Source organism: Pseudomonas sp. REST10, from assembly GCF_029542605.1.
GTDB lineage: Bacteria > Pseudomonadota > Gammaproteobacteria > Pseudomonadales > Pseudomonadaceae > Aquipseudomonas > Aquipseudomonas khazarica.
The window spans coordinates 2,090,935-2,110,216 of sequence record NZ_CP035677.1; the positions used below are offsets into that span (position 1 = coordinate 2,090,935).

The 19,282-nt window shown below is 64.4% G+C and carries 18 protein-coding genes and 4 tRNA genes; 20 read left to right on the forward strand and 2 right to left on the reverse strand.

From position 1 onward, the window contains the following. Window positions 1–42: 42 nt before the first annotated feature. From alaS to EWH21_RS09805, 7 genes are all read left to right on the forward strand, one after another. Window positions 43–2,667, forward strand: coding sequence for an alanine--tRNA ligase (gene alaS / locus EWH21_RS09775; protein ID WP_277700402.1), 2,625 nt, complete (start codon window positions 43–45; stop codon window positions 2,665–2,667). Window positions 2,668–2,769: 102 nt separating this feature from the next. Beyond that, window positions 2,770–4,008, forward strand: coding sequence for an aspartate kinase (locus EWH21_RS09780; protein ID WP_047586507.1), 1,239 nt, complete (start codon window positions 2,770–2,772; stop codon window positions 4,006–4,008). Window positions 4,009–4,193: 185 nt separating this feature from the next. Then, a complete protein-coding gene (gene csrA, locus EWH21_RS09785; protein WP_003244478.1) occupies window positions 4,194–4,379 on the forward strand; it encodes a carbon storage regulator CsrA in 186 nt (61 codons plus the stop codon). A gap of 61 nt (window positions 4,380–4,440) precedes the next feature. Then, window positions 4,441–4,531: transfer RNA gene (locus tag EWH21_RS09790), tRNA-Ser, on the forward strand. Window positions 4,532–4,602: 71 nt separating this feature from the next. Next, window positions 4,603–4,679: transfer RNA gene (locus tag EWH21_RS09795), tRNA-Arg, on the forward strand. Window positions 4,680–4,789: 110 nt separating this feature from the next. Further along, window positions 4,790–4,866 (forward strand) — tRNA-Arg (locus EWH21_RS09800). Between the two features lie 70 nt (window positions 4,867–4,936). Then, window positions 4,937–5,013: transfer RNA gene (locus EWH21_RS09805), tRNA-Arg, on the forward strand. 44 nt (window positions 5,014–5,057) lie between these two features. Here the strand turns inward: EWH21_RS09805 and EWH21_RS09810 are convergent. After that, complete coding sequence (locus EWH21_RS09810) at window positions 5,058–5,546, reverse strand: hypothetical protein (protein WP_277700403.1); 489 nt, start codon at window positions 5,544–5,546, stop codon at window positions 5,058–5,060. 322 nt (window positions 5,547–5,868) lie between these two features. On the opposite strand from EWH21_RS09810, the gene mgtE reads away from it, so the two are divergent. The 4 genes from mgtE (at window position 5,869) to EWH21_RS09830 (ending at window position 10,994) form a co-directional block, all read left to right on the forward strand. Beyond that, window positions 5,869–7,311 (forward strand): magnesium transporter, encoded by a 1,443-nt coding sequence (mgtE, locus tag EWH21_RS09815; RefSeq protein ID WP_037057120.1) that lies wholly within the window; start codon window positions 5,869–5,871, stop codon window positions 7,309–7,311. A gap of 482 nt (window positions 7,312–7,793) precedes the next feature. Beyond that, a complete protein-coding gene (locus EWH21_RS09820) occupies window positions 7,794–8,045 on the forward strand; it encodes an OadG family transporter subunit (RefSeq protein ID WP_047589573.1) in 252 nt (83 codons plus the stop codon). 23 nt (window positions 8,046–8,068) lie between these two features. Continuing rightward, on the forward strand, window positions 8,069–9,847 hold the full coding sequence (gene oadA / locus EWH21_RS09825) for a sodium-extruding oxaloacetate decarboxylase subunit alpha (protein WP_037057126.1): 1,779 nt from the start codon (window positions 8,069–8,071) through the stop codon (window positions 9,845–9,847). A 10-nt stretch (window positions 9,848–9,857) separates the two neighbouring features. Beyond that, window positions 9,858–10,994, forward strand: coding sequence for a sodium ion-translocating decarboxylase subunit beta (locus tag EWH21_RS09830; protein WP_037057128.1), 1,137 nt, complete (start codon window positions 9,858–9,860; stop codon window positions 10,992–10,994). A 70-nt stretch (window positions 10,995–11,064) separates the two neighbouring features. Here the strand turns inward: EWH21_RS09830 and EWH21_RS09835 are convergent, their stop codons facing one another. Beyond that, window positions 11,065–11,391: an Arc family DNA-binding protein gene (locus tag EWH21_RS09835; protein WP_037057131.1), complete on the reverse strand. Its 327-nt coding sequence runs from the start codon at window positions 11,389–11,391 to the stop codon at window positions 11,065–11,067. A gap of 386 nt (window positions 11,392–11,777) precedes the next feature. Here EWH21_RS09835 and phnC point away from each other — a divergent pair, with 386 nt between their 5' ends. The 9 genes from phnC to phnK all read left to right on the forward strand — a co-directional run bounded on the left by phnC (window position 11,778) and on the right by phnK (window position 19,210). Continuing rightward, on the forward strand, window positions 11,778–12,602 hold the full coding sequence (gene phnC / locus EWH21_RS09840) for a phosphonate ABC transporter ATP-binding protein (protein ID WP_037057134.1): 825 nt from the start codon (window positions 11,778–11,780) through the stop codon (window positions 12,600–12,602). A 54-nt stretch (window positions 12,603–12,656) separates the two neighbouring features. Then, window positions 12,657–13,658, forward strand: coding sequence for a phosphonate ABC transporter substrate-binding protein (phnD, locus tag EWH21_RS09845; protein WP_037057138.1), 1,002 nt, complete (start codon window positions 12,657–12,659; stop codon window positions 13,656–13,658). A gap of 194 nt (window positions 13,659–13,852) precedes the next feature. Further along, on the forward strand, window positions 13,853–14,644 hold the full coding sequence (phnE, locus tag EWH21_RS09850; protein ID WP_037057140.1) for a phosphonate ABC transporter, permease protein PhnE: 792 nt from the start codon (window positions 13,853–13,855) through the stop codon (window positions 14,642–14,644). A 20-nt stretch (window positions 14,645–14,664) separates the two neighbouring features. After that, on the forward strand, window positions 14,665–15,387 hold the full coding sequence (phnF, locus tag EWH21_RS09855) for a phosphonate metabolism transcriptional regulator PhnF (protein ID WP_277700404.1): 723 nt from the start codon (window positions 14,665–14,667) through the stop codon (window positions 15,385–15,387). 11 nt (window positions 15,388–15,398) lie between these two features. Next, entirely contained in the window at window positions 15,399–15,848 is a 450-nt protein-coding gene (gene phnG / locus EWH21_RS09860; RefSeq protein WP_150609000.1) for a phosphonate C-P lyase system protein PhnG, read from the forward strand. Beyond that, the gene (gene phnH, locus EWH21_RS09865) at window positions 15,848–16,459 is read left to right on the forward strand and encodes a phosphonate C-P lyase system protein PhnH (RefSeq protein ID WP_037057147.1); all 612 of its coding nucleotides are present in this window, start codon (window positions 15,848–15,850) and stop codon (window positions 16,457–16,459) included. Before phnG ends, phnH begins: the two co-directional genes overlap by 1 nt. After that, window positions 16,459–17,535 (forward strand): carbon-phosphorus lyase complex subunit PhnI, encoded by a 1,077-nt coding sequence (locus EWH21_RS09870; protein WP_037057155.1) that lies wholly within the window; start codon window positions 16,459–16,461, stop codon window positions 17,533–17,535. Before phnH ends, EWH21_RS09870 begins: the two co-directional genes overlap by 1 nt. Next, window positions 17,535–18,404 (forward strand): alpha-D-ribose 1-methylphosphonate 5-phosphate C-P-lyase PhnJ, encoded by an 870-nt coding sequence (locus EWH21_RS09875; RefSeq protein ID WP_037057161.1) that lies wholly within the window; start codon window positions 17,535–17,537, stop codon window positions 18,402–18,404. The genes EWH21_RS09870 and EWH21_RS09875 overlap by 1 nt, the downstream gene beginning before the upstream one ends. After that, a complete protein-coding gene (gene phnK, locus EWH21_RS09880; protein WP_150609004.1) occupies window positions 18,401–19,210 on the forward strand; it encodes a phosphonate C-P lyase system protein PhnK in 810 nt (269 codons plus the stop codon). Before EWH21_RS09875 ends, phnK begins: the two co-directional genes overlap by 4 nt. The last annotated feature ends 72 nt before the right edge of the window (window positions 19,211–19,282 follow it).

A 19,282-nucleotide genomic window follows, 5' to 3' on the forward strand; every position in this document is an offset into this window, starting at 1 on the left:
CGCCGGCTCTGCCGTGGCCGCCTGATTCCGTGGATGACCCCTATGAAAAGCGCAGAAATCCGTGAAGCCTTCCTGAGCTTCTTCGAAGAAAAAGGGCACACCCGTGTCGCTTCCAGCTCGCTGATTCCGGCGAACGACCCGACCCTGCTGTTCACCAACGCGGGGATGAACCAGTTCAAGGACTGCTTCCTGGGCTTGGAGAAGCGTGCCTACACCCGCGCCACCACCAGCCAGAAGTGCGTGCGTGCCGGCGGCAAGCACAACGACCTGGAAAACGTCGGCTACACCGCGCGCCACCACACTTTCTTCGAAATGCTGGGCAACTTCAGCTTCGGCGACTACTTCAAGCGCGATGCCATCCACTACGCCTGGGAGTTCCTGACCTCCGAGAAGTGGCTGAAGCTGCCCAAGGAAAAACTCTGGGTCACCGTCTACGCCACCGATGACGAGGCCTACGACATCTGGACCAAGGAAGTCGGCGTTCCCACCGAGCGGATGATCCGCATCGGCGACAACAAGGGTGCGCCGTACGCTTCCGACAACTTCTGGGCGATGGGTGACACCGGCCCGTGCGGTCCGTGCACCGAGATCTTCTTCGACCATGGCGAGCACATCTGGGGCGGCCCGCCCGGTTCGCCCGAGGAAGACGGCGACCGCTACATCGAGATCTGGAACAACGTATTCATGCAGTTCAACCGGACTGCCGATGGCGTGCTGCACCCGCTGCCGGCGCCAAGCGTGGATACCGGCATGGGCCTGGAGCGCATCAGCGCCGTGCTGCAGCACGTCAACTCGAACTACGAGATTGACCTGTTCCAGAACCTGCTGGCCGCTTCCGCCAAGGCCATCGGCTGCGCCAACGCCGGCGAGGCGTCGCTGAAGGTGGTGGCTGACCACATTCGTTCCTGCAGCTTCCTGATCGCCGATGGCGTGACGCCGTCCAACGAAGGCCGTGGCTACGTGCTGCGCCGCATCATTCGCCGCGCCTGCCGTCACGGCAACAAGCTGGGCGCCAAGGGCAGCTTTTTCTACCAGATCGTCGCCGCCCTGGTGGCCGAGATGGGCGAGGCCTTCCCCGAACTCAAGCAGCAGCAGGCGCACATCGAGCGCGTGCTGAAAACCGAAGAAGAGCAGTTCGCCAAGACCCTGGAGCAGGGCCTGAAGATCCTCGAGCAGGACCTGGCCGAGCTGAAAGGCAAGGTCATTCCCGGCGACGTGGTGTTCAAGCTGTATGGAACTTATGGTTTCCCATCGGACTTGACTGCTGATATCGCTCGCGAACGCGAGCTGACAATTGACGAAGATGGCTTCAACCGCCTGATGCAAGAGGAGAAAGAGCGCGGCCAGTCAGGATCCAACTTCGGCATGGATTACAACAGTCTGATCAAGGTCGACACCGACACCCATTTCCTCGGTTACGAAGGCACCAGCGGCAGTGGCCAGATCATCGCCCTGTTCAAGGCCGGCGCTGCGGTGGACAGCCTCGCCGAGGGCGAGGAGGGCGTGGTGGTGCTGGATCAGACTCCGTTCTACGCCGAGTCCGGCGGCCAGGTCGGTGACTGCGGCTACCTCGAAGGTGCTGGCGTGCGCTTCGACGTGCGCGACACCACCAAGGCTGGCGGCGCCTTCCTGCATCACGGCGTGGTGGTACGCGGCGGGCTCAACGTCGGCACCAGCGTCAAGGCCGAGGTCGAGGCCGAAGTGCGCCAGGCCACGGCACTGAACCACTCCGCCACCCACCTGCTGCACGAAGCCCTGCGCATCGTGCTCGGTGATCACGTGCAGCAGAAGGGCTCGCTGGTCAACAGCCAGCGCCTGCGCTTCGACTTCAGCCACTTCGAGGCGATCAAGCCCGAGCAGCTCAAGCAGCTCGAGGACATCGTCAACCGCGTGGTGCGCGAGAACTCGGCGGTGGAAACCGAAATCACCGATATCGAGACGGCCAAGGCCAAGGGCGCCATGGCCCTGTTCGGCGAGAAGTATGGTGACCAGGTGCGCGTACTTAGCATGGGCGGCGACTTCTCCGTCGAGCTGTGCGGTGGTACCCACGTGGCTCGCACCGGCGACATCGGCCTGTTCAAGATCGTCAGCGAAGGTGGTGTGGCCGCCGGCGTGCGCCGTATCGAAGCGGTCACTGGCGCGCAAGCGCTGGCCTACCTGAACGGTGCCGAGGAGCAGCTCAAGGAAGCCGCTTCCCTGGTCAAGGGCAATCGCGACAACGTGCTGGACAAGCTGTCCGCACTGCTGGAGCGCAACCGTCAGCTGGAGAAGGAGCTGGAACAGCTCAAGGCCAAGGCTGCCAGCGCGGCGGGCAACGACCTGGCTGCCTCGGCGGTGGACGTGAAGGGCACCAAGGTGCTGGCGGCGCGTCTCGACGGCCTGGATGGCAAGGCGCTGCTGGCGCTGGTCGATCAGCTGAAGAACAAGCTGGGTAGCGCGGTGATCCTGCTCGGCGGCGTGTTCGACGAGAAAGTGGTGCTGGTCGCCGGTGTCACCCAGGACCTGACCGGCAAGCTCAAGGCCGGTGACCTGATGCGTCAGGCCGCAGCAGCCGTGGGCGGCAAAGGCGGTGGTCGTCCGGACATGGCCCAGGGCGGCGGCGTCGATGCCGGCAAACTGGACGAGGCCCTGGCCCTGGCCGCTACCCTGGTCGAGCAGGCTTCGTAACGAGTGAGAAAGCGGGGCCCGCAGTGCGTCCGGCGGGCCTTGGCAGTATGACCCGATGCGGGTTTAATGGGCGCCCTTCGAGGATTCAGGCGGCTTTTTGAAATGGCTTTGATCGTACAGAAGTTTGGGGGCACCTCCGTCGGCACCATCGAGCGTATCCAGCAGGTGGCCGACAAGGTGAAGAAATTCCGCGAGAACGGTGACGACATCGTCGTGGTGGTTTCCGCCATGAGCGGTGAAACCAACCGCCTGATCGATCTGGCCAAACAGATCACCGACGGCGAACCGGTCTCGCGCGAACTGGATGTCATGGTGTCCACCGGCGAGCAGGTGACCATCGCTCTGCTGGCCATGGCGCTGATCAAGCGCGGCGTGCCGGCGGTGTCCTATACCGGCAGCCAGGTGCGCATCCTCACCGACAGCGCCTACAACAAGGCGCGCATTCTGCAGATCGATGACCAGAAGATTCGCGCTGACCTCAAGGCCGGGCGTGTCGTCGTCGTCGCCGGTTTCCAGGGTGTCGACGAGCACGGCAGCATCACCACGCTCGGCCGTGGCGGTTCCGACACCACCGGCGTGGCTCTGGCTGCGGCCCTGAAGGCCGACGAGTGCCAGATCTACACCGACGTCGATGGCGTCTACACCACCGACCCGCGCGTGGTGCCCAAGGCCCAGCGTCTGGAAAAGATCACCTTCGAAGAAATGCTGGAAATGGCCAGCCTGGGCTCCAAGGTGCTGCAGATCCGTTCGGTGGAATTCGCCGGCAAGTACAACGTCCCGCTGCGCGTCCTGCACAGCTTCCAGGAGGGGCCGGGCACCCTCATTACCCTTGATGAAGAGGAATCCATGGAACAGCCGATCATTTCCGGCATCGCCTTCAACCGCGACGAAGCCAAGCTGACCATCCGTGGCGTGCCGGACCTGCCGGGCGTGGCTTTCAAGATTCTCGGCCCGATCAGCGCTGCCAACATCGAAGTCGACATGATCGTGCAGAACGTGGCGCACGATAACACCACCGATTTCACCTTCACCGTGCACCGCAACGACTACAACAATGCCCTGAACGTCCTGCAGAAGACTGCGGACGAGCTGGGTGCTCGCGAAGTGGTCGGCGACACCGACATCGCCAAGGTGTCCATCGTCGGCGTCGGCATGCGTTCCCACGCAGGCGTGGCCAGCCGCATGTTCGAGGCACTGGCCAAGGAAACCATCAACATCCAGATGATCTCCACGTCCGAGATCAAGGTTTCCGTGGTGATCGAAGAGAAGTACCTGGAGCTGGCCGTGCGTGCACTGCACACGGCTTTCGAGCTCGACGCCCCGGCTCGACAGGGCGAGTGATCTATCCGAAAGGCGCGGCTGGTTCCGCGCCTTTCGTTTTTTTGACTGGCAGGCGGGAACTTTCTTTCTGCGCGGGCTGGTCAATACTTGGGTGGAGGTTTCCAGGCTTGAACAAGCAGGAAGCTGGCACCATTTTCTTTTTTGCAGACTGTTGTCCTGAAAATGTAATCCGTGAGGAGAAAGGAATGCTGATTCTGACTCGCCGGGTCGGAGAGACCCTGATGGTCGGTGATGATGTGACTGTCACCGTGTTGGGCGTGAAAGGTAACCAGGTGCGCATTGGCGTCAATGCGCCCAAAGAGGTTGCCGTGCACCGTGAGGAAATCTACCAACGTATCCAGAAAGAGAAGGGTGACGAACCAAGCCACTAATTTTTCTACAAATTTTTGTTTGCAAACGGGGAAAACATGTTTATCATGCGCCCCGTGTTGCGGAGAGGTGGCCGAGTGGCCGAAGGCGCTCCCCTGCTAAGGGAGTACACCTCAAAAGGGTGTCGGGGGTTCGAATCCCCCCTTCTCCGCCATTATTCAGCGAGTCGGGCGCAAGCCGGGCTGGCGAATCAACCAGAGGTGATCTGGTATAAAAGCACCGACCGGACTCATAGCTCAGCTGGATAGAGTACTCGGCTACGAACCGAGCGGTCGGAGGTTCGAATCCTCCTGAGTCCGCCATATTCAATGGCTTGCATCGCTGCAAGCCATTTTGTTTCAACCAGCGGTGATCTGGTCTAAAAGCGCCAAGGGTCGCACGAAAGCGCAGTGGCTTTCGAGTGATCTGCAACGGACTCATAGCTCAGCTGGATAGAGTACTCGGCTACGAACCGAGCGGTCGGAGGTTCGAATCCTCCTGAGTCCGCCATATCGAATGGCACTGCAGCAATGCGGGGTCATGCGTCAACCAGAGGTGATCTGGTATAAAAGCACCGACCGGACTCATAGCTCAGCTGGATAGAGTACTCGGCTACGAACCGAGCGGTCGGAGGTTCGAATCCTCCTGAGTCCGCCATACCAAAAGGGCCTGCAGCGATGCAGGCCCTTTTTCTTTGCGCGTCATTTCTTCACGCAGCCGGCCTCGTCGAAGCTGATCAGCTGGTTGTCGCCGCGCTTGTCGCGGTAGTGATAGCGCTGCCTGCCGTTCTGCCGGGTGATCCTGTCCGGCTTGCCCAGGCTGCTTTCCACGTCGGCGCTGCTCATGCCGCTGCGCACCTCGCGGCGGATGATCGCCTGGCGCTTTTCGCTGCTGTTGAGCAGGTTGCCGCAGCCGTCATTCTGCTCGCCGACGATCACGGGCGCCCTGGAGCGCGTCGTAGGTGTCGCGGTGCGCGCCCTGGGGACGGCCAGGGGGATGGGTTTGCCGCTGCCGGGGGAGTGGTTGCGCACCTCCTGCCTGTACTGCGTCTGCTCGGGTGCGCAGCCGTGGCGGGTGAAGGTGATCTGCCCGTTGGCGTCTTCGCAGCGGAACACGCTGGTGGCCGAGCTGTCTTGAATAGGGTGGAGCAGGGCGGCAGCGCACAGCGCCGCGATGTGCAGTCCTCGCATGATTCGTCCTCCTTGACGTTCACCGGGCCAGCTTAAGCGGTTATTTCTCATTCGTCAGGGTGTCCTGGGCCTAGTGACTGGCGTCACTGACTCAGGTTTTCACGCGGGATCGAAGTTTGCGATGCAAGCAATTGTTCTTGCCGCGCTTTTGTCACGTACAAAGCGGTTCTGCGGTGTTATCATTCGCCGCGTCAGCCCCGCCGGGGCTTGTGGAATACCACCATGGACTTACCCAGTAGTTACTCAATACTCCCATCGCACAATCGTGTAACACCTGATTGATCCCCTTTGGCGTGCCCGCCAGCTGGGGGTGGAGCGCGCTATGACTGAAGTAGAAGCCAAAAAGCCGCAGGAAAGCTTGCAGGATCGCCTGGCGCAGGTGGTCGAACTGCTGCATCGGCACAAGCTGGTCGAGGACCTGACCCACCGTCAGGAAGGCCAGCACCATGACCGGGTCGAGAGCCTGGTACACCGACAGAATCTCGCCGAGCTGCAGCGCAAGCTCGACGATGTGCACCCCGCCGACATCGCCCACATCCTCGAGGCCCTGCCGCTCGACGACCGTCTGACCGTCTGGCAGCTGGTCAAGGCCGAGCGCGATGGCGACATCCTGCTGGAAGTCTCCGACGCCGTACGGGAAACCCTGATCGCCGACATGGACGATCACGAGATTCTCGCGGCGGCCAAGGACCTGGACGCCGATGAGCTGGCCGACCTGGCACCCGAACTGCCGCGCGACGTCGTCCATGAACTCATGGAATCGCTCGATGCGCAGCAGCGTGAGCGCGTGCGTTCGGCCCTGTCGTACGAAGAGGATCAGGTCGGCGCGCTGATGGACTTCGAGATGGTCACCATCCGCGAGGACGTCAGCCTGGAGGTGGTGCTGCGCTACCTGCGTCGTCTCAAGGAGCTGCCGGGCCATACCGACAAGCTGTTCGTGGTCGACTACGACGGTGTGCTCAAGGGCGTCCTGCCGATCAAGCGCCTGCTGGTCAATGATCCGGAGAAGCAGGTCGGCGAAGTCATGGCCGACGATCCGGTGAGCTTCCACCCGGACGAGGACGGCTACGACGCCGCTCAGGCCTTCGAACGCTACGATCTGATTTCCGCGCCCGTGGTGGACAAGAACGGCAAGCTGATCGGCCGTCTGACCATCGACGAGATGGTCGACCTGATCCGTGAGGAAAGCGAAAGCGAAGTGCTGAACATGGCCGGTCTGCGCGAGGAGGAAGACATCTTCGCCTCGGTGTGGAAGTCGGTCCGCAACCGCTGGGCCTGGCTGGCGATCAACCTGGTGACGGCTTTCCTCGCCTCGCGGGTGATCGGCCTGTTCGAGGGCTCCATCGAGAAACTGGTGGCGCTGGCGGCGCTGATGCCCATCGTGGCCGGCATCGGTGGCAACTCCGGTAACCAGACCATCACCATGATCGTGCGCGCCATGGCGCTGGGGCAGATCAGCACCGGCAACACCGCGCGGCTGGTGCGCAAGGAGCTGGGGGTTTCCCTGATCAACGGCATCCTCTGGGGTGGGGTGATCGGCGGCGTCGCCTACTCCCTCTATGGCAGTTGGTCGCTGGGTGTGGTGATGACGGCGGCGATGACGCTCAACCTGTTGCTGGCGGCGCTGATGGGGGTGCTGATCCCCATGACTCTGGCGCGCCTCGGGCGCGACCCGGCCATGGGCGCCAGCGTGATGATCACCGCCATGACCGACAGCGGCGGTTTCTTCATCTTCCTGGGCATGGCGTCGATCTTCCTGCTGTAGATCGCGCCACCGCTCGGCCATACGGACGGTTCGTGTGCTGTGAGCCGTCTGCCCCTGCAGCGACTGCCGTTCCTGGCAGTCGCTTGCCCCTCCCATCGAGCGATGACCTGAGGCACTTGCTGCCCCTGGCAGCCTGGCATGGAGTGCTACCGGCAGTGGCGCCCGGCGTCAGATTGTCGCTGCCTGGATGCGCGGCGATGCACTGCCTGGGTTGCACCTCGGTCATGCGCTTCCGCTCGTCCATCCCCGGCGTGGCGCGGGAGGCGGGGTGGCCTGGTTCAGGCGGCGCTTCGGGGCGCTTCTCCTCCTTTGGTAGTGCTTGTGAGAAAAACACTACATATCAGGCATTTCAGGCCGGCTGGAGGTTTGCCTCAAACGCGCGTTTCAGGCTAAGGTTCGGCAGCTCTGTCCAGGCGCTGACCCCGGACGCTCCTAATCGATAACGAATGCAGCCCATGAGCTGCTGGCCAAAAGGAGCCAAGATGACCCCCAGTGAACTTCTTCTCGAGGGTGTCGAGCTCATGCTGTTCGGCATGGGTTTCGTGTTTGCCTTCCTGGTACTGCTGGTCGGCGTGGTCAGCCTGATGTCACGCATGATCGGCGTCTTCGCCGCGCCCGCTGCCGCAGCCCCCACCCCGGTATCCGTTGCCAGGCCGGCCAGTCACGAGCCGGATGCGCAGACGCTGGCCGCCATTCAATCCGCCATTGCCCAGCACCGCGCGCGTCGCGGTTGATCAGGTTCAGAGGGAGTACCTGTATGACAGCCGTAAAACAAGCACTCGGCATTACCGATGTGGTGCTGCGTGACGCTCATCAGTCGATCCTCGCGACCCGCCTGCGCCTCGAAGACATGCTGCCGATCGCGCCCAAGCTGGATCAGGTCGGCTTCTGGTCGGTGGAGTCCTGGGGCGGCGCGACTTTCGATGCCTGCATTCGTTACCTCGGCGAAGACCCCTGGGAGCGCATCCGCGAGCTGAAGAAGGCGATGCCCAATACGCGTCAGCAGATGCTGCTGCGTGGGCAGAACCTGCTGGGCTACCGGCACTATGCCGACGACGTGGTGGAGAAGTTCGTCGAGCGCGCGGCGGTCAATGGCGTCGATGTGTTCCGTGTCTTCGATGCGATGAACGACCCGCGCAACCTGGAAACGGCCCTCAAGGCCGTGAAGCAGCAGGGGCGGCATGCCCAGGGGACCATCTCCTACACCACCAGCCCGGTGCACACCCTGCAGATGTGGGTCGACCTGGCCAAGCAGATCGAGGACATGGGCGCCGACTCGGTGGCCATCAAGGACATGGCCGGCATTCTCACGCCCTATACCGCGTTCGAGCTGGTGTCGCGCCTGAAGAGCAGCCTGGCGATCCCGATCCACATGCAGTGCCATGCCACGGCGGGGCTGTCCTCGGTGGCCATTCTCAAGGCGGTGGAGGCCGGTATCGACAACGTCGACACGGCAATCTCCTCGCTGTCGATGACCTACGGCCATTCGCCTACCGAATCGGTGGTGGCGATGTTCCAGGGCACCGAGCGCGATACCGGGCTCGATCTGGAACTGCTCGAGGAAATCGCCGCCTACTTCCGTGAGGTGCGCAAGAAATACGCGAAGTTCGAGGGCAACCTCAAGGGCGTCGACTCGCGCATCCTGGTCGCCCAGGTGCCGGGTGGCATGCTCACCAACATGGAGAGCCAGCTCAAGGAGCAGGGCGCTCAGGACAAGTTCGACCAGGTGCTGGCCGAGATCCCCCGGGTTCGCGAAGACCTCGGTTTCATTCCGCTGGTGACGCCGACCTCGCAGATCGTCGGCACCCAGGCGGTGATCAACGTGCTCACCGGCGAGCGTTACAAGTCCGTGACCAAGGAAACCGCCGGCGTGCTCAAGGGCGAGTACGGCGCGGCGCCGGCCGCCTTCAATGCCGAGTTGCAGGCGCGTGTGCTCGATGGCGCCGAGGCGATCACTTGCCGTCCCGCCGACCTGCTCGACGCCGAGATGGACAAGCTCACCGCCGAGCTCAAGGGCATCGCTGAGGAGAAGGGCATCAAGCTCGCCGCCGACGCCATCGACGATGTGCTGACCTACGCCCTGTTCCCGCAGATCGGCCTGAAGTTCCTGGAAAATCGTGGCAATCCGGCTGCCTTCGAGCCGGTGCCGACCGGCAAGGAAAGCCTGGCCCGCGAGCCGGGCAAGCCCGAGGTCTACACCGTCGAGGTGAATGGCAAGGCCTTCGTCGTACAGGTCAACGAAGGCGGCGACATCGAGGGGCTCAAGCCCGTCGGTGGCGCGTCGAGCGCTGCGCCGGCAGCAGCAGCGGTGACTGCCGGCGCTGGCGAGCCGCAGGCGGCACCACTGGCCGGCAACATCTTCAAGGTGCTGGTACAGCCAGGCCAGGCCGTGGAGGAGGGGCAGCTGGTGATCATCCTCGAAGCGATGAAGATGGAAACCGAAATCCGCGCCTTCAAGGCCGGCACGGTCGGGGCGGTCAACGTCAAGGTCGGTGATGCGGTGGCGGTGGGCGACAGCCTGCTGACCATCGGCTGAGGGGCGCGCCATGGAAAAGCTGCTCAAGCTCTGGCAGAGCACCGGCCTGTACCACCTGGAACCTGGCCAGGCCTTCATGATCGCGGTGTGTCTGCTGCTGATCTACCTGGCCGTGAAGAAGGGCTTCGAACCGCTGTTGCTGGTGCCTATCGGCTTCGGCGGGCTGCTGTCGAACATCCCGGTGGCCAACATGGCCGAAGGCGCGGGGTTCCTGCACCTGATCTACGAAGTGGGCCTGCCGACCAGCATCTTCCCGCTGCTGATCTTCCTCGGTGTCGGCGCCATGACCGACTTCGGACCGATGCTGGCCAACCCCAAGACCCTGCTGCTCGGCGCCGCGGCGCAGTTCGGTATCTTCGGCACCCTGATGGGGGCGCTGGCGATCACTGCGCTGGGTATTCCGGGTATGGAGTTCACCCTCAAGGAGGCCGCGTCCATCGCCATCATCGGCGGGGCGGACGGGCCTACCTCGATCTTCGTCACCTCCAAGCTGGCGCCTGACCTGCTCGGCCCCATTGCCGTCGCGGCATACGCCTACATGGCCCTGGTGCCGCTGTTGCAGCCACCGATCATGCGCGCCCTGACCACCAAGGAAGAGCGCTCGATCGTGATGCAGCAGCTGCGTCCGGTGGGGCAGACCGAGAAGATCATCTTCCCCATCGTGCTGTGCATCCTGATCGGCATGCTGCTGCCGGACGCTGCGCCGCTGATCGGCATGTTCGCCCTCGGCAACCTGCTGCGTGAATGCGGTGTGGTCGAACGCCTGGCCGATACTTCGCGCAACGCGCTGATCAACATCGTCACCATCTTCCTTGGCCTGACCGTGGGTTCCAAGCTGTCGGCGGAAGCCTTCCTGCAGCTCAAGACCCTGGGCATCCTGCTGCTGGGCATGGTCGCCTTCTGTGCCGGCACCGCGGCCGGTGTGCTGATGGCCAAGCTGATGAATCTGTTCAGCAGCAACAAGGTCAATCCGTTGATCGGTTCGGCCGGGGTATCCGCAGTGCCGATGGCTGCGCGGGTCTCGAACAAGGTCGGGCTGGAGTCCAACCCGCAGAACTTCCTGCTGATGCACGCCATGGGGCCGAACGTGGCGGGGGTGATCGGTTCGGCGGTGGCGGCGGGGGTGCTGCTCAGCTTCGTCGGCTGACCGACAGGCGACCGGCGTGTCGCAGGCATAAAAAAACCGGCTCAAGGCCGGTTTTTTTCATGGGTTCGCTTCAGGCTTCTTCGGCGGCCATTTCCACGTCATGGGCGATCAGCGCGACCAGGGCGTTCTGCTGACGGCGCGACAGCTGGCGAAAGCGCTGCAGCAGCTCACGCTCGTGCAGGCTCAGCTCGGGGCTGTCGAGACGCAGGCTGAGATCCTCATCCAGAGCGCCTTCCTGAAGCATGCTCTGCTCCAGACGGGCGATGATTTCAGAGTTCATGCTGCGGTGATGGTTGCGTGCTACGTCAGCGATACGCTCACGCATGCCATCTGGCAAGCGAACGACGAATTTGTCAGCCGTGCGGCTGGAATAAGTAGCCTGTTTCATAGGGCGCATACATTACCGGTTAGTTCAGGGAGCGATACTGGTGGTCAGTGTCGAGATTGTCACCGGTTTGACAGTGTTTCGCACTAGCCGTTCAACCGGTACCGCGTTCTGCGTCGTTATGACCATTCGGTCATCTGAACAGTTCCTTGACGCCAAATACGTGTCGCATTGTGGTGCAGGTGGAGGCTTTATGCCAGCACCGACTGTCAGAATTGCGCAGTATTCGGCAGAAGTCGCGTTCGTGCTGTGCTCGGTATTTGAAATTTAAAGTTTCGGTCACTCAATTGTCATCCCCGGTTCACTGGGCTGACACAGGCTCTGGCTACCTTGGTCTACACCAGATGGCAGCCGGGTGCTGCCTTCTCATATCGACAATGATAGTAGAGAGCCAGCATATGAGCGCAGCCATTCGAGTCGACCGTCTCAACAAGACCTTCGGGCGCAAGCAGGCCCTGTTCGACCTGGCGCTTTCCGTGCAGCCAGGGGAGATGGTCGCCCTGATCGGGGCGTCCGGCTCGGGCAAGTCGACCCTGCTGCGGCACCTGGCTGGCCTGGCGCGTGGCGACGATGGTTGCATCGAGGTGCTCGGCCGCCAGGTGCAGGCCGAAGGTCGCCTGAGCGGCGATGTGCGCCGTCTGCGCGCCGACATCGGCTACATCTTCCAGCAGTTCAACCTGGTCGGTCGCCTCAGCGTGCTGCAGAACGTGCTGCTCGGCGGCCTGGGGCGCATGCCGCGCTGGCGTGGCAGCCTCAGCCTGTTCAGCGCCGAGGAGAAGCAGCGGGCCATGGACGCGCTGGAGCGCGTCGGCCTCGCCGAATTCGCCGCACAGCGGGCTTCGACCCTGTCCGGCGGCCAGCAGCAGCGGGTGGCGATCGCCCGAGCGCTGTGCCAGCAGGCCGAGGTGATTCTCGCCGACGAACCCATCGCCTCGCTCGACCCCGAGTCGGCGCGCAAGGTGATGGAGATTCTCGCCGACATCAATCGCCGCGACGGCAAGACCGTGGTGGTGACCCTGCATCAAGTCGACTACGCCGTGCGCTATTGCCAGCGCGCGGTGGCCCTCAAGGGCGGGCGCATTCATTTCGACGGCCCGACCCAGGACTTCAATCCCGATTTCCTCAACGACCTCTACGGCGGCGACCTCGACATCAGTCTGCTGCTGCCGCAAGGCCAGCGCCCGCGTGCGCTGGAGCGTCCCCTGGCACTGGCCAAGGCCTGACGCCGCTGCCTCCATCCGAAACAACAACGCCAACCCGCAACAGGAGTGTGCTCCATGTTCAAACGCATCGGCCAGGTGCTGGCTGCCTCTGCGCTCGTAACCGGTTCCCTGCTGGGCTCGGCCCAGGCTGCCGAGGAACTCAACTTCGGCATCATCTCCACCGAGTCCTCGCAGAACCTGAAATCCATGTGGGATCCCTTCCTGGCTGACATGAGCAAGCAGACTGGCGTGAAGATCAACGCCTTCTTCGCTCCTGACTACGCCGGGATCATCCAGGGCATGCGCTTCGACAAGGTCGACGTGGCCTGGTACGGCAACAAGTCGGCCATGGAAGCGGTGGACCGTGCCGGTGGCGAGATCTTCGCCCAGACCGTCGCGGCCAATGGCGCCCAGGGCTACTACAGCCTGCTGGTGGCGCACAAGGACAGCCCGATCAACTCGGTCGAGGACATGCTCAAGAATGCCGCGAACCTGACCTTCGCCAACGGTGATCCGAACTCCACCTCCGGCTACCTGGTGCCGGGCTACTACGTGTTCGCCCAGAACAACGCCGACGCCGGCAAGATCTTCAAGCGCTCGCTCAACGGCAGCCATGAGGTCAATGCCCTGTCGGTCGCCAACAAGCAGGTCGATGTCGGCACCTTCAACAGCGAAGGGATGGAGCGCCTGGAAGTCACCGCGCCGGACAAGGCCGCACAGCTGAAGGTCATCTGGAAGTCGCCGCTGATTCCGTCCGACCCCATCGTCTGGCGCAAGAACCTGCCTCAGGAAACCCGCGACAAGCTGCGCAATTTCTTCATGACCTACGGCGCCAAGCCGGAGGAGAAGAAGGTGCTCGCCGGTCTGCAGTGGGGCCAGTTCCGCGCTTCCGACAACGACCAGCTGCTGCCGATCCGTCAGCTCGAGCTGTTCAAGAAGCGCACCGAAGTGGCCAACAGCACCACGCTCAACGAGGCCGACAAGCAGGCTCAGCTCAAGGAGCTGGATGCCGAGCTGGCCAAGCTGCAGCAACGCATGGCCGAACTCGAGAAGAAGAGTGGCGCCAGCGCCGGCTGACCCCGAGAGCCGTCCCGCCCTGGCGGGGCGGCTCGTTCCGTGAACCTGTCCATGACCTCGCGAGCTGGAACCCTGCAACACCGGTGGCGGCCCCGCAGATACAGGCGAGAGCACTCCGAGCCAGGTTTTGCAGCAACAGGGCCAACGCGCAGCAGGTTGTGAACAGGTTCTGAATGAGTGATCGAGAGTTACCCATGACTACATTGACCACCGCCACCCCGATCGCCGATGGCAAGCGCAGCTGGCTGCAGCTGATCGGCTGGGGGCTGTTCTTCGCCGTGCTTGCCTGGTCCTGGCAGGGCGCGGAAATGAACCCGCTGGCGCTGGTGCGCGATGCTGGCAACATGTCCACCTTCGCCGCCGATTTCTTCCCGCCGGACTTCAGCAACTGGCGGCACTATCTCAAGGAGATGGTGGTCACCGTGCAGATCGCCCTGTGGGGCACCGTACTGGCCATCGTCTGCGCCATCCCGCTGGGCATCCTCTGTTCCGAGAACATCGTGCCCTGGTGGGTCTACCAGCCGGTACGCCGGGTGATGGACGCCTGCCGTTCGATCAACGAAATGGTCTTCGCCATGCTCTTCGTCGTCGCGGTCGGCCTCGGCCCCTTCGCCGGCGTGCTGGCGCTGTTCATCAGCACCACCGGGGTGCTGGCCAAGCTCTTCGCCGAGGCGGTCGAGGCCATCGACCCGGGCCCGGTGGAAGGCGTGCGTGCCACTGGTGCCAGCGCGCTGCAGGAGGTGATCTTCGGGGTCATCCCGCAGGTCCTGCCGCTGTGGATCTCCTACTCGCTGTACCGCTTCGAGTCCAACGTGCGTTCGGCCACGGTGGTCGGCATGGTCGGTGCCGGTGGTATCGGCGTGATCCTCTGGGAGGCCATTCGCGGCTTCCAGTTCGGCCAGACCTGCGCCGTGCTGATCGTGATCATCCTGGTGGTGAGCTCCATCGACATCCTCTCTCAACGCCTGCGCAAGCTCTTTATCTGAAGGAGAAGGAGGGCGCCTGTGTGCGCCCTTTTCGAACGATGAACTTGTCTAGACAAAACGAGCCGCTGTACCGCGAACTGGCTGGCGTGCTGCGCGAGGAACTGCAGCGCATGAGCCCGGGCGACTACCTGCCGGGTGAGATGCAACTGGCCGCACGCTTTTCCGTCAACCGCCACACCCTGCGCCGGGCGGTGGACGAACTGGTCCTCGAAGGCCGCCTGTTGCGCCGTCAGGGCAAGGGCACCCAGGTGCTGGCCAGGCCGCTGGTCTATCCCGTGGAGGCGGGCAGCGCCTTCAGCCAGTCGCTGTCGGCCCTCGGGCACCGGGTCGAGGCACGCCTGATCGAGCGCCTGTGCCGTACCGGCAGCAGCGAGGAGTGCCGTCATCTGCAGTTGCCCGACGGCAGCGAGCTGATCGAACTGGCCACCCTGCGCCTGCTCGACGGCCAGCCGCTGAGCCTGATTCGCCACCGCTTCTGCGCCAGCCGGGCGCCGCTGCTGGTGGACTACCAGGGTGGCTCGCTGCGCCAGTACCTGGCCGAACGCGACCTGCCGCTGGTGCGCACCTTCAGCCTGATCGGCGCGCGCCTGCCCAGCCGCGAGGAGGCCGCGCATCTGCTGATGCCGCGCCATGCGCCGCTGCTCAGCGTGCTCACCCTGTCCCGCGATCCTTCTGGTCGAGCGGTGGAGCTGGCGCAGTCCAGCAGCCGCGCCGACCGCTTCCAGTACCAGGTAGCGACCTGATGGAGACCCGCATGAACGACCTTGACTCGAACACCGTCGCGCGCCAGCGCTGGATGGGGGTGCTGGCCCGCGCCGGCCAGGCCCTCGATGCCCATGAAGCGGCGCTCAGGGATAGCGCCTACCAGCTGATCCGCGCGCCCGAGGTGGGCATGACCCTGGTGCGCGGGCGCATGGGCGGCACCGGCAGCGCCTTCAACCTGGGCGAGATGACCGTCACGCGCTGCGTGGTGCGCCTGGCTGACGGACGTACCGGCTACAGCTACCTGGCCGGCCGCGACAAGCGCCGCGCCGAGCTGGCGGCCCTGGCCGATGCCCATCTGCAGGGTAGCGACCAGGCCCGCTGGCTCAGCGACCTGATCGAACCCCTGGCCCGCCAGCAGCGTGAACAGCGCCTGGCCCGGGCCGCCCGCACCGCCACCACCCAGGTGGAGTTCTTCACCCTGGTCAGAGGAGAGGATTGATGAACACGCCGCACAGCTCGCACTGGCTGCAACCGGCTTTCGATGACCCGGTGCTGGATGCCCAGGTCAGTTTTCGCGCCGCACTCAATGCCCTGGCCGAGCCAGGACAGCCGCGCACCATGGATCGCGCTCACCCACTCGGTGACCTGGCACCGGCCACCTATGGCCTGTGCCTGGCCTTTCTCGACAGCGACACGCCGCTGTGGCTGGCACCGCGTTTCGATACGCCGCTGATTCGCGCCAACCTGGCCTTTCACTGCGGCTGCCCGATCGTCGACGACCGCGAGATCGCCCTGTTCGCCCTGCTCGACGAGAGCGAGCTGGTCGACCTCTCCGACTTCGACAACGGCAGCGAGCGTTACCCCGACCAGTCCTGCACGCTGCTGATCCAGCTCGATGACCTGCACGCCGGCGCGGCCCTGCGCTGGCGCGGGCCGGGTATCAAGGACGTGCGCAGCGTCAGCCTGCAACTGCCGGCCGGCTTCTGGCCGCAGCGCCAGGCCCGTAGCGCATTCCCGCGCGGGCTGGACTGCTTCTTCGCTGCAGGCGCCGAGGTCATCGGCCTGCCGCGCAGCACCCATGTGCTGATCGAAACCGAGGAGGCAGCCTGATGTATGTCGCCGTCAAAGGTGGCGAACGCGCCATCGACAACGCTCACCAGCTCCTGGCCAGTCGCCGTCGCGGCGATAGCAGCATCGCCGAGCTGGAGGTGGAGCAGATTCGCCAGCAACTGCCACTGGCCGTCGCCCGTGTGATGAGCGAAGGCTCGCTGTACGACGAAGAGCTGGCCGCGCTGGCCATCAAGCAGGCCGCAGGTGACCTGATGGAGGCCATCTTCCTGCTGCGCGCCTACCGCACCACCTTGCCGCGCTTCGGTGCCAGCGAGCCGCTGAACACCACGCAGATGCAGCTGGAGCGACGCATCTCCGCGACCTTCAAGGACCTGCCCGGCGGCCAGCTGCTCGGCCCGACCTTCGACTACACCCATCGCCTGCTGGACTTCGCGCTGCTGGCCGAGGGCGAGTATCCGCCGCCGCCGTCCGGCGCGCAGGACGAGCCGAGGCCCTGCCCGCGGGTGCTGGATTTTCTCGCCGAGGAGGGGCTGATGGCGCGCGAACAGGACGATGCCGCGCCGGTGCCGGACATCACCCGCGAGCCGCTGGCGTTCCCCTCCAGCCGCGCCGAGCGCCTGCAGGCACTGGCGCGGGGTGACGAGGGCTTCCTCCTGGCGCTGGGCTATTCCACCCAGCGCGGCTACGGGCGCAACCACCCCTTCGCCGGGGAGATCCGCATTGGTGACATCGAGGTGTGGATGACGCCGGGCGAGCTGGGCTTCGCCGTGCCGCTGGGCGACATCGAAGTGACCGAGTGCGAGATGGTCAACCAGTTCGTCGGCGAGAGCGCCGAGCAGGCGCAGTTCACCCGTGGCTATGGCCTGGCCTTCGGCTACGCCGAGCGCAAGGCCATGGGCATGGCGCTGGTCGACCGTGCCCTGCGCGCCGGCGAGTACGGCGAAGAGGTGCAGGGCCCCGCGCAGGAAGAGGAATTCGTGCTGATGCACTGCGACAACGTCGAGGCCGCCGGCTTCGTCTCGCACCTGAAGTTGCCGCACTACGTCGACTTCCAGGCCGAACTGGAACTGATCCGCAAGCTGCGTCGTCAGGCGCCGGCAGAGGAGAACCGCTGATGAACCCTTCGACCACCAGCGGCGCCCGCGAGGCGTCCGCGTACAACTTCGCCTACCTGGACGAACAGACCAAGCGCATGATCCGTCGCGGCCTGCTCAAGGCTGTGGCGATCCCCGGCTACCAGGTGCCGTTCGGCGGCCGCGAGATGCCGCTGCCCTATGGCTGGGGCACCGGTGGCATGCAGCTGACCGCCGCCATTCTCGGTCGTGACGATGTGCTCAAGGTCATCGACCAGGGCGCCGACGACACCACCAACGCGGTCTCGATCCGTCGTTTCTTCGCGCGTACCGCAGGCGTCGCCACCACCGAGCGCACGCGGGAGGCCAGCGTCATCCAGACCCGTCACCGCATTCCGGAAACACCGCTCGCGGCCGGGCAGATCATGGTCTATCAGGTGCCGATTCCCGAGCCGTTGCGCTTCATCGAACCGTCGGAGAGCGAGACGCGCACCATGCATGCGCTGGAGGACTACGGCGTGATGCACGTGAAGCTGTACGAGGACATCGCCACGTTCGGCCACATCGCCACGGCCTACGCCTACCCGGTGACGGTGGACGAGCGCTACGTGATGGATCCGTCGCCGATCCCCAAGTTCGACAACCCCAAGCTGGACATGAGCCCGGCACTGATGCTGTTCGGTGCCGGCCGTGAGAAGCGCCTGTACGCGGTGCCGCCCTATACCCGTGTCGTCAGCCTGGACTTCGAGGATCACCCCTTCGCCGTGCAGCAGTGGGACGAGTGCTGCGCATTCTGTGGCAGCAGCGAGTCGTTCCTCGACGAGCTGATCGTCGACGACGCCGGCAGCAAACGCTACGTCTGCTCCGACACCGACTACTGCCGCCAGCGCACCGAGGAGAGCCTGCAATGAGCGCCGCCGAACGTCTGCAACCTGCCCTGGAAACGGCCGAGCCGCTGTTCTCGGCGCGTGACCTGACCCGCCTGTACGGCCCGGAGAAGGGCTGCCAGGGCGTGAGCTTCGACCTCTATCCCGGCGAAGTGCTGGGCATCGTCGGCGAGTCCGGCTCGGGCAAGTCCACCTTGCTCAGCCTGCTGTCCGGGCGCTGCCTGCCGGATCGCGGCGCGGTGCGCTATCGCGGTCGCACGGGGCAATGGCTCGACCTCTACAGCGCCAGCGAAGCCGAGCGGCGCACCCTGCTGCGCACCGAGTGGGGCTTCGTCGAGCAGAACCCGCGTGACGGCCTGCGCATGGCGGTGTCGGCCGGCGCCAACATCGGCGAACGGCTGATGGCCCAGGGCGTGCGCCACTACGGCGAGCTGCGCGCCGCCGGGCTCGACTGGCTGAGTCAGGTGGAGATCGACCCGGCACGCATCGACGATCTGCCGCGCACCTTCTCCGGCGGCATGCAGCAGCGCCTGCAGATCGCCCGCAACCTGGTCTCCGCGCCGCGCCTGGTGTTCATGGACGAGCCGACCGGTGGGCTGGACGTGTCGGTGCAGGCTCGCCTGCTCGACCTGCTGCGCGGCCTGGTACGCGAGCTGGACCTGGCGGTGGTGATCGTCACCCACGACCTGGCGGTGGCGCGGCTGCTCGCCGATCGACTGATGGTGATGCGCCGTTCGCATGTGGTGGAGGCGGGGCTGACCGACCAGATTCTCGACGATCCGCAGCATCCCTATTCGCAGCTGCTGGTGTCGTCGGTGCTGCAGCCCTGAACGTGCCGCGCACTGGGGAAACGTAGGGTGGATGACGCTCTTCTCATCCACCAGCGAATCACCACCGGTGGA

What these genes read in the sequence shown, in the direction of transcription:
- alaS (WP_277700402.1), top strand. Translation starts at nt 43, where the DNA reads ATGAAAAGCGCAGAAATCCGTGAAGCCTTCCTGAGCTTCTTCGAAGAA.
- EWH21_RS09780 (WP_047586507.1), top strand. Translation starts at nt 2,770, where the DNA reads ATGGCTTTGATCGTACAGAAGTTTGGGGGCACCTCCGTCGGCACCATC.
- csrA (WP_003244478.1), top strand. Translation starts at nt 4,194, where the DNA reads ATGCTGATTCTGACTCGCCGGGTCGGAGAGACCCTGATGGTCGGTGAT.
- EWH21_RS09810 (WP_277700403.1), bottom strand. Translation starts at nt 5,546, where the DNA reads ATGCGAGGACTGCACATCGCGGCGCTGTGCGCTGCCGCCCTGCTCCAC.
- mgtE (WP_037057120.1), top strand. Translation starts at nt 5,869, where the DNA reads ATGACTGAAGTAGAAGCCAAAAAGCCGCAGGAAAGCTTGCAGGATCGC.
- EWH21_RS09820 (WP_047589573.1), top strand. Translation starts at nt 7,794, where the DNA reads ATGACCCCCAGTGAACTTCTTCTCGAGGGTGTCGAGCTCATGCTGTTC.
- oadA (WP_037057126.1), top strand. Translation starts at nt 8,069, where the DNA reads ATGACAGCCGTAAAACAAGCACTCGGCATTACCGATGTGGTGCTGCGT.
- EWH21_RS09830 (WP_037057128.1), top strand. Translation starts at nt 9,858, where the DNA reads ATGGAAAAGCTGCTCAAGCTCTGGCAGAGCACCGGCCTGTACCACCTG.
- EWH21_RS09835 (WP_037057131.1), bottom strand. Translation starts at nt 11,391, where the DNA reads ATGCGCCCTATGAAACAGGCTACTTATTCCAGCCGCACGGCTGACAAA.
- phnC (WP_037057134.1), top strand. Translation starts at nt 11,778, where the DNA reads ATGAGCGCAGCCATTCGAGTCGACCGTCTCAACAAGACCTTCGGGCGC.
- phnD (WP_037057138.1), top strand. Translation starts at nt 12,657, where the DNA reads ATGTTCAAACGCATCGGCCAGGTGCTGGCTGCCTCTGCGCTCGTAACC.
- phnE (WP_037057140.1), top strand. Translation starts at nt 13,853, where the DNA reads ATGACTACATTGACCACCGCCACCCCGATCGCCGATGGCAAGCGCAGC.
- phnG (WP_150609000.1), top strand. Translation starts at nt 15,399, where the DNA reads ATGAACGACCTTGACTCGAACACCGTCGCGCGCCAGCGCTGGATGGGG.
- phnH (WP_037057147.1), top strand. Translation starts at nt 15,848, where the DNA reads ATGAACACGCCGCACAGCTCGCACTGGCTGCAACCGGCTTTCGATGAC.
- EWH21_RS09870 (WP_037057155.1), top strand. Translation starts at nt 16,459, where the DNA reads ATGTATGTCGCCGTCAAAGGTGGCGAACGCGCCATCGACAACGCTCAC.
- EWH21_RS09875 (WP_037057161.1), top strand. Translation starts at nt 17,535, where the DNA reads ATGAACCCTTCGACCACCAGCGGCGCCCGCGAGGCGTCCGCGTACAAC.
- phnK (WP_150609004.1), top strand. Translation starts at nt 18,401, where the DNA reads ATGAGCGCCGCCGAACGTCTGCAACCTGCCCTGGAAACGGCCGAGCCG.